The sequence below is a fragment of the Synechococcus sp. PCC 6716 genome (genome assembly GCF_022570815.1).
Lineage (GTDB): Bacteria > Cyanobacteriota > Cyanobacteriia > Thermosynechococcales > Thermosynechococcaceae > Thermosynechococcus > Thermosynechococcus lividus.
On the sequence record NZ_JAKLTU010000018.1, the window covers coordinates 39,202 to 50,288 of the forward strand.

Annotated in this window: 9 protein-coding genes and 1 tRNA gene; 4 read left to right on the forward strand and 6 right to left on the reverse strand. The window is 53.2% G+C overall.

Annotation, left to right across the window (positions count from 1 at the left end):
* Positions 1-37 precede the first annotated feature (37 nt).
* Both L5220_RS09165 and tnpA read right to left on the reverse strand, forming a co-directional pair.
* On the reverse strand, positions 38-3,055 hold the full coding sequence (locus L5220_RS09165; RefSeq protein WP_499573147.1) for an AAA family ATPase: 3,018 nt from the start codon (positions 3,053-3,055) through the stop codon (positions 38-40).
* 196 nt (positions 3,056-3,251) lie between these two features.
* Positions 3,252-3,437, reverse strand: coding sequence for an IS200/IS605 family transposase (gene tnpA / locus L5220_RS09170; protein WP_448514922.1), 186 nt, complete (start codon positions 3,435-3,437; stop codon positions 3,252-3,254).
* A 63-nt stretch (positions 3,438-3,500) separates the two neighbouring features.
* Between tnpA and L5220_RS09175 the strand changes: the two genes are divergently transcribed.
* The 3 genes from L5220_RS09175 (at position 3,501) to L5220_RS09185 (ending at position 4,954) form a co-directional block, all read left to right on the forward strand.
* A complete protein-coding gene (locus L5220_RS09175) occupies positions 3,501-4,208 on the forward strand; it encodes an RNA-guided endonuclease InsQ/TnpB family protein (protein ID WP_499573149.1) in 708 nt (235 codons plus the stop codon).
* Positions 4,209-4,254: 46 nt separating this feature from the next.
* Complete coding sequence (locus L5220_RS09180) at positions 4,255-4,806, forward strand: IS200/IS605 family accessory protein TnpB-related protein (protein ID WP_499573150.1); 552 nt, start codon at positions 4,255-4,257, stop codon at positions 4,804-4,806.
* A 74-nt stretch (positions 4,807-4,880) separates the two neighbouring features.
* Positions 4,881-4,954: transfer RNA gene (locus L5220_RS09185), tRNA-Arg, on the forward strand.
* A gap of 472 nt (positions 4,955-5,426) precedes the next feature.
* Here the strand turns inward: L5220_RS09185 and L5220_RS09190 are convergent.
* Entirely contained in the window at positions 5,427-6,854 is a 1,428-nt protein-coding gene (locus tag L5220_RS09190; RefSeq protein ID WP_448514770.1) for a sugar transferase, read from the reverse strand.
* A gap of 430 nt (positions 6,855-7,284) precedes the next feature.
* The gene (locus L5220_RS09195) at positions 7,285-7,929 is read right to left on the reverse strand and encodes an ABC transporter ATP-binding protein (RefSeq protein WP_099799366.1); all 645 of its coding nucleotides are present in this window, start codon (positions 7,927-7,929) and stop codon (positions 7,285-7,287) included.
* A gap of 22 nt (positions 7,930-7,951) precedes the next feature.
* Here L5220_RS09195 and L5220_RS09200 point away from each other — a divergent pair, with 22 nt between their 5' ends.
* Positions 7,952-8,845 (forward strand): Sll0314/Alr1548 family TPR repeat-containing protein, encoded by an 894-nt coding sequence (locus L5220_RS09200; RefSeq protein ID WP_227517370.1) that lies wholly within the window; start codon positions 7,952-7,954, stop codon positions 8,843-8,845.
* 18 nt (positions 8,846-8,863) lie between these two features.
* Here L5220_RS09200 and L5220_RS09205 read toward each other — a convergent pair whose 3' ends face one another.
* The gene (locus L5220_RS09205) at positions 8,864-9,997 is read right to left on the reverse strand and encodes an ABC transporter permease (protein ID WP_448514769.1); all 1,134 of its coding nucleotides are present in this window, start codon (positions 9,995-9,997) and stop codon (positions 8,864-8,866) included.
* 333 nt (positions 9,998-10,330) lie between these two features.
* On the reverse strand, positions 10,331-11,087 hold a 757-nt coding region (locus tag L5220_RS09210; RefSeq protein ID WP_499573153.1), incomplete at its 5' end, for an RNA-guided endonuclease InsQ/TnpB family protein.

Genomic DNA, 11,087 nt, shown 5'->3' on the forward strand with positions numbered 1-11,087 from the left:
GGGGTCTTTGCTGCTGCCGCTTTGCCATCCGGGATGCCTAGGCAATAACGCTGATCTGAGATCCTTGATCGCCTTTGGTCACTTCAATGCGGGTTTGAAAGGCTTCCTTGAGGGCGGGCACGTGGGTAATGGCCAAAATACACTGAAACTCAGGGGCGATCGCGTTGAGGGCAGCAATGAGGCGTTCGCAGCCTTGGGCATCTTGGGTGCCGAAGCCTTCATCAATAATTAAAAACTGGACATCACTACCGGAGCGTTGTGCTAATAGGCGTGCTAAGGCCAGTCGTAGGGCAAAGTTGATCCGAAACGCTTCACCGCCGGAATAGCTTTCGTAGGGGCGGGTGCCTTGGCAGTCGGCGATCAGAATATCAAGGGTTTCAATGGGTTTACGGTCACCACTGCCCCGCTGACGACTGCGCTGGGTAATAAACTGGATATGCAGTTGGTGGTTGCTGAGCCGCCCCAAGATGGCATTGGTTTCCGCCTCAAGGTGGGGCAGCACCGTTTCAATGAGCATGGCTGGAATGCCATTTTTCCCCATGGCCTGAGCCAGTTCACTGTACACACGGAAGTGGTGGCGCAGCTGCTCAAGGTGCTGCTGACCCTGCTGGTGTTCCTTGGCCAGCCGCGTCAGTTGTTCTAGCTCAGCTGTTAGTTTACCGTGAGCGGCCAAATCCGCTTCCAAGTGGTGCTGCTGCTGGGTAAGCTGCTGTTGGAGGTGCTCAAGGGTGGCGGCTTGGGCAGCCATGGCGGTGCAGGATTGCGCTAGCTGTTGCAGTTGGTGCTGAATACTGTCTCGTTGGGCTCTTTGCAGGGCAAGGGTTTGCTCTAGTTCCTGTTGTTTTTGGTCGAGTTCGGGCAGGCGCGATCGCCCCCGCTGTAGTTCCTGATAGGCCTCTAGCTGGGGTTGCAACGCCCTTAAGGCAGCTTGTAGCTCAGCATGCGCCTTGGGGTCATAGGCGAGGGCGGCAAGTTGCTCATCGAGGGCGCGCAGGGCGATCGCCGCCTCTGAGTCGTGCAGAAGGGTTACCAACTCGTGCTGTAGCTGTTGCTGCTGGGCTTCTAGGGGAGGGAGTTGCTGCTGAAGTTGACGATACTGCCGTTTGGCGTGACGCAGTTCCTGCTGTTTAGCGTCAGCCCAGCGCCATTGTTCCACCTGCGCGCGGGCGATCGCCACATTTTTCTCGTCGTAGTTCAGGCTGGCCAAGTGCGCCTCAATCTCCTCTAGTTCCCTTAGGCTCTCCTGCCCCCATGTCTTTGTTTGCAGGAGCGCATCGAGTTCCTCCAGTTCCGTGGCTAGGGCAGTGAGTTGCGAGCCAAGATCAGTGGTGGACTGTATCTGCTGTTGGAGGTACCCCCGCTGCTCAAATAACTGCGTGAGTTCTGAGACTTCATACCCCACCGCCAGATACTCGCGGCGCAAGACTTGAATTTCCCGCTCGGAGACCGCTAGCTGCTCACGAATAACCCACACTTGATTGAGCAGGTCTTCTTTTTCGGCGGTATTGCGGCGTAGCACCTGCTGATAGTGCTCCTCGTCAAGGGGTTGCTGACAGAGCGGACAGACGGCTCCCGGTTGGCCAAGACGGTCGAGGGACTCATCAAGGTGACCAATTTGGCGCTCGTAGTCCCGTTGGCGTGCTTGCAATTGCTCCATAAACTGACGGCGTTCAAGCCCCTTTTGCCGCAGGTGCTCCTGATAGATGCGTTTCTTTTCAAGGGTCTCAATTTGCGCCGTAATCACCGACACCGCCTGCTCAAGCTCGGGTTGGCGATTTAATTGCGCCTGTAGGTGGTGCCATCGCTGCTGGAGTTCCTCACGGCGGCTCCTGAGATGCTCATAGTGCTGTTGCCGCTGGGTCTCAAGCTGATGCTTGGCGCGCAGAAGGGGGAAGACCTGTTGTTGCAGTTCCTCTAGTTCCTGTAGCTGGGCACGAGCCTGCTGGAGCTGCTCTAGGGCACTGAGGATGTCCGGCTCCTTGGCGATGAGGGTGGCTAGGTGCTGGCTCTGTTCTTGGATCAGGTGAATTTGGGTATCCACTTTGTGCAGCCTATGCAGTAAGTCCTGACGCTGCGCCTCTAAAATTGCCTGCTGGCGATCGCGCTCGTGGCGCAGCCGTTGGTAGTCACTAAAGCGCTGTTGTAGAGCACTCTCTTGCGCTGTGAGATCCTGCCATTGGCACGCCGCTACCTCAAGTTCCGCTGCTCGCTCCAGTAAGTTGGCGATCGCCTGCCGTTGCTGGATTAAGGCATTGCACTGTTGTTCGAGGTGCTCAATGGTGGTGGCAAGGGTATGCTGCTGCTGCACAAGATTATGGTACTCCTGCTGCCGGAGTTGTTGGGCATGGTAGGCGGCCTGCTGCTCTTGCAGAACCCGCTGCTGCTGATGCAAGTGCTGCCGCTGCTGGGCAATGCGCGCTGTTAAGTGTTGGTGTTGCACCTGAAGGTGAGCCTGCGCCGCCAATTGAGTGGCCTCAGCGCTCAGGCGTTGTTCAAGCAGGGTGATTTGTGCTTTGTACTCCCGGGCGCGATCGCGGGCAGCCTCTGCTAATGGCTCGTATTGCTCTAAGCCCAACAGCGCAGCCAATAGTTGCTTGCGCTCACTGGGACGCTTCGCCATAAATTCATCAGCACGGCCTTGACGCAGATAGGCAGAGTTGACAAAGGTTGGATAGTCAAGGCGCAGAATTTGAATGATTTTCTCTTGGGTGGCTCGCAGCGATCGCTGGGTCAGGGAACTGTAGCCCACCGCTGTTTGTACCTGAAGCTCTAGGACAGTACCCTGTTGACGGCGGCGAACCCGCACAACGCGATAGCCTTGGCCTTGCACCGTAAACTCAAAATCAACGTAGGCTTCAGCTTCACCGTAGTAGATGACATCATCCTCACGGCTGGCGCGACTTTGCCCCCACAGTGCCCAAGCAATGGCCTCTAATAAAGAGGATTTGCCCGCCCCATTGGCACCACAAATACAGGCAAGGTGTAACCCCCGAAAGGGGAGCATTGCCTGACGATAACTTAAAAAATTACGGAGAATTAATTGCTGCGGAATCATTTCAACATCAGCATTTCGGCCGGGAAAGTTAACCTGTTCCCTGTGAAAGACGTGGCGTGGTTCTATGTCCAAATCATATCTCAAGGGAAAGACAGACCTTCTTTATAGAAACCGGAGGGTTCGGGAACCGGATAAAACCTTGCTCGTTCACGACGGGAATACAGAACGGTTCCCGCGCCTACGGCAGTAGGGAGAGTCAGCCTTGACATTCTTCGATATACCGTTTCACTGTCTGGGCTGAAACGTTCCCGGTAGTACCCCAATAATAACTGTGTGCCCAGAGTTGGGATTTTTCATGCAGGTTTTTGAGATGTGGAAATTCCATTCTGAGCCGTCTTGAACTGTACCCTTTCATGATGTTCGCCGCCTGAGAAGCTAGCACTTCTCATACGGTTGCTATTTCCGTAAATAGGCCTCTATAATAACTGCATACCATCTTAACCCAATGATGTTTTTAGCCGTCCAAAAAGATGTTTTTCAACCTGACAAGCAGCTTGCTCAGTTGCTTACTGAGTTAGCGCGTCTTGCCAACAATCTCTACAACCAAGGCGTGTATGAGTCTCGGCAATACTTCTTTGAGCAAGGACGGAAACCGTTCAAGGTTCTGAAGTATGTCAACCTCTACGCAAAACTGAAGGAGAGTGAAAACGGGAAGCTGTTACATTCTCAGGCTGCACAGCAAGTGTTGAAATCTGTGAATGAGGCGTTCAAAAGCTTCAAATCCCTCTCAAAACTGTTCAAACTGGGGCAGTTCGACCATGAACCAAAATTGCCGCGATACCGCACCAAAGGCGGGTTGTATCGGGTCGTATTCACGGGGCAATCCCTGAAAGTAGAGAAAGGCTTGATTCGAGTTCCTTTGGGCAACGGTGGAAAAACTGCATTTGGAAGAGATGCGTTCTACATCCCGATACCAGAACGATTAAAGGATGTGCAGATCCGAGAACTGCGATTCATTCCGGCGAATGGGCAGTGGGTTGTTGAGTATGTTCACTTCACGATGGGCAAGACTGCTCAATGCTGCAAATTGTGTCCTGAGAACGTTTTAGCGCTTGACCCAGGACTGAATAACCTCTTGACCGGCGTGACAAATACTGGACTTGCCTTTGTGCTGGATGGTAGAGGGTTGAAATCTCGAAATCTGGTTCAATAAGCAGGTTGCCAAATTCAAATCGATTCTGACTCATGGCAAGTCATCCATGAAGGGCGCGACCTCGAAGCGAATCCAACTTAATACCCATAAGCGAAATTGCTACGTGCGAGACTACATCAACAAAGCAGCACGGTGGGTCGTCAACTTCTGCTTGGAAAACGACATCGATACGATCATCTACGGTCGAAACAACGGGCAGAAAGATGAAATCAATTTGGGTGCAAAAACGAATCAGGAGTTCGTGCAAATTCCGCACTACAAGCTGTTTGGACGAATTGAGCAGCTTTGTTTAATTTTCGGGATTCGATTAGTCGAAACCGAAGAATCATATACGTCTCAAGCCTCGTTTTTTGATAATGACTTCTTGCCTACGTTCGGCGAAAAACCTGAAGGGTGGAAGGCATCAGGAAAACGAATTCTTAGAGGTCTGTACCGAACTGCTCAAGGATGGCTCATCAATGCAGACTGTAATGGAGCCTGCAATATCATGAGAAAGGTAAGCACAAAGCTCAATATCGAGTTGAGTGGAGTGTGTAGAGGGGCTGTGGCAGCCCCTTCTAAGGTCAAGTTAGGGCAGATTGGTTTTGCTCTAGCCTAACTTAGAGAAGCCTCGCCGTTCTACGGCGGGGAGTGTCACTGGTATCAACCAAAAATCGATACCATAGAGACACTGGGGCTGTAGCTCAGCAGGATAGAGCGAGCGCCTCCTAAGCGCTAGGTCGTGCGTTCAAATCGCACCAGTCCCGTGCTCACGTCTCGATCAAGCCTATTGCAGGCCAAGACTGTTCGCCGCGCTCTCCCTTGGCACCACCCCTGAATTAAGCCTTTGGCATGGGCAACTGCAATGCATCAGTTATTGGGATATCACTGTTCTGCAGCGTTGGCTTCGGGATGCGTCCCAAGGCCAGTAAAGAGGACTGATGGGCTTGCCACGTCCACAGATGCAGGGTATCAGCGGTACTGCCGGCCACTATTAAACACCCTTGAAGAATCTGAACGCTTGGCATCGATTGCCATTAGCAGCAAAAGAAAGTATGGCGTTGCTGAATAGACGTATGATTTTCGGATTTGAGTCTTTTGCCGCCCTCACCCTAGCCCTCTCCTTTGGGAGAGGGAACAAGACTCTTAGCTCCCTTCTCCCCGAGGAGAAGGGTTGGGGATGAGGGCAATTCATAGCCACATTCAGCCACACCGAAAGTATTTAATTTGAGGGGTGGCCTAATAGGCACCTTCACCAAACAGCACAATGCGAACGGTTTCCACCAAGATTTCAAGATCAAGGTTCAGTGACCAGTTGTCGATGTAGTACAGGTCGAGGCGGGCAGCCTCATCAAAGTGACCAATGTGAGAGCGCCCAGAAATTTGCCACAGCCCAGTAATACCGGGTATAACGTGGTGACGAATGTGGTGCCACGAGTTAAAACGAGCCACATCCCGCAAGGGTAGAGGACGCGGCCCCACTAAACTCATGTCGCCCCAGAGAACGTTAAACAGTTGCGGCAACTCATCAATACTGGTTTTGCGCAGAAATGCCCCTAAAGGAGTGCGGCGGGGRTCGTTTTTGAGCTTGAAGAGCACCCCATCCGCCGATTCATTTTGGGTTTCTAGTTCTGCCTGAAGCTTGGCGGCATCGGCACGCATGGTACGAAACTTCCACATTTGAAAGACACGCCCATGCAAGCCTACCCGCTCTTGGCGGAAAAACACAGGCCCCGGAGATGTCAGCTTAATGGCGATCGCCACGCCTATGAGTAAGGGAGCCAGCAGCAACACCCCTACCAAGGCAAGGACAACATCGAGGTAGCGCTTGAGGCGGTATTCCCAGCCATTGAGGTAGGTCATATCGACCCGCAGGGTGGGCAACGCCGCCACGACTTCCGGGGTGCCACGGCGGTAGAGCATTTCTAGGCTAGAGGGAACCAGCCGCAGCGGAATACCATACTGCCGCAGTTGCCAGTACAGCGTTGAGGCCAAGTGGGCAGGCGGTAGCCCCTCCACCACCACTTCTTGGGCGCGACTATCAAGAATCTGTTGCAGCGTCTCAGCATCGTGTGCTGCCGCCGCAGCAGCCATACCGACAATCCTGTAACTTTCCTTGCGCTGTAGCATATTGCTTAGCACGTCTTGGCGGTGCTCCGGCGCGATTAAGAAGACTCGCACCTGTTGCCGTGAACGCAATACCTTAAACATAAGGCTAACCACTAGGCGCAGACCCACAGCAAACACAACACTCATGCCCCACGCGCTAAAAAAAAGAGACCGGGGCAAGTCCAGCTTGGGATCGTAAAAGTAGCCGATCGCCAAAATCAGCAGATACCCCAGACTCACTACTTTGGCCAATCGCAAATAGTTTTTCCAATGGCCGTGGGGATGGTACAGGCCACTCAGCGCCACCAGTAGCAACAGTGCCGCTGCCAACACCCAGAAAATGCTGGGAAGCCCCAGAAACTGCCACCAGACCAGTTCCGGTGGAATGGGAGCATAGAGACGATTCAGTTGCAACCCAATTGTCCAAGCGAGCACAAGGGCAAGAAGATCACTGAGGAGCAACAGAAGGGTTCGAGGGGTCTCCGTACCGAACCACTTCCTCCCCGACGGCGATCGGATGTCTCGCTTAATCTGAGAGAAGGAATGAGGCTCAGCCATCACTGTCTGCAACTGCTAGGAACATTTGCGTAACCTGCCTAACACAGAGAGTAGGGGCTTGCAACAGCACTTCAGTCATCTTGCCAGAGAACTAGAAGCCTACAGGACGGTTTACAAGCGCCCCGATGGCTTTAATCTCTAGTTCACATCCACGTGATATAGCAATTTTAGCGGTAAGGCACACACACGATACGGATAGCGGTGGCTGCCCTACCAAGATTCATCGCAGTGCGCTGCCCATAGCCGTTGAGGCTTGGGGGTGCTGTTCGCGTAGCGTGCCGCAGGCATAGCAACGGGTGATTAGAGGGAGCAATGAAGGGCATTTAGGAAATAGGCAGACATGTCTTAGGCGATACTGGTTTGATGCTAAACATGACGTGGGCATTCAAGCTAGAACCAACTGCTGAGCAGGCTTCAGAGATTGAAGACACTAAAGCAACACAGGCGAACTGATGGGAACAAGGCAGCCGTCTTCAAGTTGCCAACAGCGATCGCTAATCTCCTGCAATTCCGTGGCCTCGTGGGTCACCACTAATAAGCTCCAATGCTCCTTGAGGCGGCACAGCACCTGTACCAGTTGCTGGCGCATTGACCAATCTAAGCCAGCGGTGGGTTCATCGAGCAGCAGCAGGTAGGGTTGGCGGATGAGTTGCACAGCGAGGGCAAGGCGGCGCTGTTGCCCCCCACTGAGAGACTCGGGGCGAGTGTGCAAGGGCAGGTGATCGAGGCCAACATCTGCAAGGGCGCGATACACGTTCTCATAGGGAATCTCGGGATGGCCAAAGCGGAGTTCTTCAAGAAGGGTGCTGCCGCAAAAATAGCGATCGGGGAACTGAAACACTAATCCTGCCAACTGCTGTAACTGCTCAGGCGTGAGTACCTGCTCGTGCCACTGAATCACCCCCCGACTTGGGTGGGCTAAGCCCGCTAAAATTTCTAGTAACGTAGTTTTGCCGGAACCACTCGAGCCGATAATGAGTCCTAATTCGCCCATGTCTAAGTCTAAGTTGACATCGCTTAAGATGGGCTGCGGTGTAGCCGCAGGATGATAGCTGAGATGGCGAATAGTAAACAAGATGCAGACTCCGGAGGGAATAATGGTACAACCAATACGCAAACAGCGGTTATGGCAACGTCTTGCTCTTTATCTTAGTGGGGCGATCGCCCCTTGGGTACTCAGTACAGCGGCGCTAGCTGGTGATCCGTTCCGCAGTGGCACTCAAGCACGCCCTATCTCCGAGCAAACCGAGGCGGTTTTTTTAGCCCTCTTCCGCGATGGCAACTATGTGAAAGGTAAAGAACTCTTGCCTGCTGCCCTTGAGCGCGATCGCCAAGAACCCCTCACCCTCGCCTTAGCCGCCACCATTGCCTACCTCAATGAGGATTGGGCTGCCTACAAGCGCTATGCCGAAGATACCCTGCGGGTTGCCCAAACCTTGACCAGTCGTGATCCACTGCGGGGCAATCTCTACCAAGCGGTGGGGCATTTTCTAATTGCTGGCTATGAAATTTCCGATGCCGGCTCGGGGCCGGTGCTGGGGGCTTCAGCCGCCCTGTTACGGGTGCAGCGGGTACTAGATCACATCAACCGTGCTCAGGCTGTTAACCCCCAAGACCCAGAGCTAAACCTCATCCGTGGCTTTATGGAATGGGGCATTGCCAGCAATGTGGGGTTTGTGAGTATGGATCGCGCCATTGAAACCCTACAAACCTATGCCGCTCCTTCCTATCTGCGGTATCGGGGGCTAGCACTAGTTTACCGCGATCGCCGTCAATGGTCAGCGGCCTTGGATGCGGTGAATCAGGCCTTGGCGGCAGCTCCCAACAACCCGGAACTGTTATATCTAAAGGCACAGATTTTGATGGCCAGCGGTGACACGACCCAAAGTCGGCACTACTTTCAGCAGGCACTGGCTAAAGAGCAACAGCTACCACGGGGAATCCGCGAAGAAATTCAGCGGCGCAGTCGGCGGGTGCTCCCCCAAGGCTGATCAGAGGAGATGGCGTGATTACTGAGAGCGGCGCGGATCCAGGGCATCTCTGAGGCCATCACCAACGAGGTTAAAGCAAAGAACGGTGATGATAATCAGGCTTGCGGGTGACCATACTAGCCACGGCTGTAACACCAAAATCGAGGCATTGGTTGCCAAGGAGAGCATATTTCCCCAAGAGGGATCCGGCTGCTGAATGCCTAAGCCAATTAAGCTCAGGACAGACTCAGCCACAATAAAACTGGGGATAGACAGGGTGGCAGCAATAATCACATAGGTGGCGGTCTGCGGGATAATGTGGCGAACAATAATGTACAGCGATCGCCCGCCCATGACCTGAGCTGCTTGCACAAAGCCCATTGCTTTTAGCCCTAGTACCTGACCGCGAATCACCCGCGCTAGGCCAGCCCAGCTCACAAAGGAGGTGATAATGGTAATCAGTAAAAACCGCTCGGCGCTACTGAGTCCTGGGGGAAGCACGGCGGCCAAGGCCACCAGCAGATAGATCGTGGGTAAGGTCATCAGGACTTCCACGCCGCGCATCAGGATAGCATCTAACCAGCCACCAAAATACCCAGAGATTGCCCCGACTAAAATGCCGATGGGGAAGGCGATCGCCACCCCCACTAAACCAATACTGAGGCTGATGCGCGCCCCAAACAAAAGACGGCTGAACTGATCTCGCCCTTGGTCATCCGTGCCCAGAATATTCCAATAGCCAGCCCCGATCGTTCCAAACAAGTGGCGATCGCTAGGGAAGCCTGCAAAAATGGTACGCGGCTCAATGGCTGGATTGGTAAGGCTCCAGCGGGTAGGCAACGGCAGGGTTAGCTCTAAAAAGCGGTAGGGACTGCCCTTGACAAAGAGACGGATGGGGGAGGGGGCTTGTCGATCCACAATGAGGGGACGCTCTCCTGTTTCCAAACTGACAGGCCCCAAGCGGGTGGGATAGACGTGGGGACCGAGCCATTCCCCCGCCGGCGATCGCCAGTAAATTCGGGTCGGTGGCAAAAGGGCACCATCCTCTTGGAAGGCGTAGGGGTTATAGGGAGCAACAAAATCAGCGGCGATCGCTAACAGGTAAAACGCCACTAAAACCCCTAAGCCAAATATCACTAGGGGATTGCGGCGTAATGTTTGCCATGGACTCATCTGCACCTCCGAAACTCTCCATCCTTGAAGGAGAGATAGAGATAGTTCTGGTATTCAATCTTTGAAACCTGCTCAGCAGTTAGTTCTAACTTGAATGCCCACGTTATGTTTAGCATCAAACCAGTATCGCCTAAGACATGTCTGCCTATTTCCTAGATGCCCTTCAATGCCCTTCATTACTCCCTCTGGTCGCCCGTCGCTATGCCTTCGGCACGCTATGTGAATACCGCCCCCCAAGCCTCAACAGCTATGGGTGGCACACTGCGAGGAATTTTTGTAAACACAGCTCTGAGCCGCTAGCCAAAGTACAGCGTGAACTACCGCTCATCATCGCTACGCGATAGATAAGCGGCTTCCTTGTTCAACGGGGACAGCATCTAGCAAAACCGACGTTTTACCAGATGACTTACGTTCCCTCCCAAAGGCAGTAGAGCGAGTTCCTAGCTCCAATATCCGCAAGGCTTCATTTCTGATGTTGATCGCAGCGTTCACATCTCGGTCATGCTCTGTAGTGCAAACCTCACACCTCCAATTGCGAACCTCAAGCGGTAGGCTACCCACTTGATTCAGGCAAACATGGCAGGTTGTTGAAGAAGGAAAGAAACGATTGACTTCGATATATATCTTTCCTGCTCTTTCAGCTTTGTACTTGAGCATGGTGCAAAACATCCCCCAGCCACCGTCACTAATCGCTTTAGCGAGGTTGGGATTGCGCACCATCCCCTTCACATAAAGATTTTCTACAGCAATCACTTGGTTGTCGTTGACTATCTTGCGGGATAGCTTGTGTAGAAAATCTTCACGACAGCGAGCTATTTTATGGTGAACACGAGCGACTCGCTGTCGAGCTTTATCGCGATTATTGCTTCCCTGCTTTTTGCGAGAAAGCTTCTTCTGTTTGCGCTTTAGGTTACGAGCATGTTTGGCTAAGTGCCGAGGATGATCAAACTTTGAGCCGTCACTCGTAATTGCGAAGTGAGTCAGCCCTAAATCTATGCCTATTGCTTTCCCCTCAGGACTAGGAGGAGGTTGCTCTCGGCCATCCTCAACGAGGAGGGACACATAGTACCTCCCATCTGGAAGATCGGAA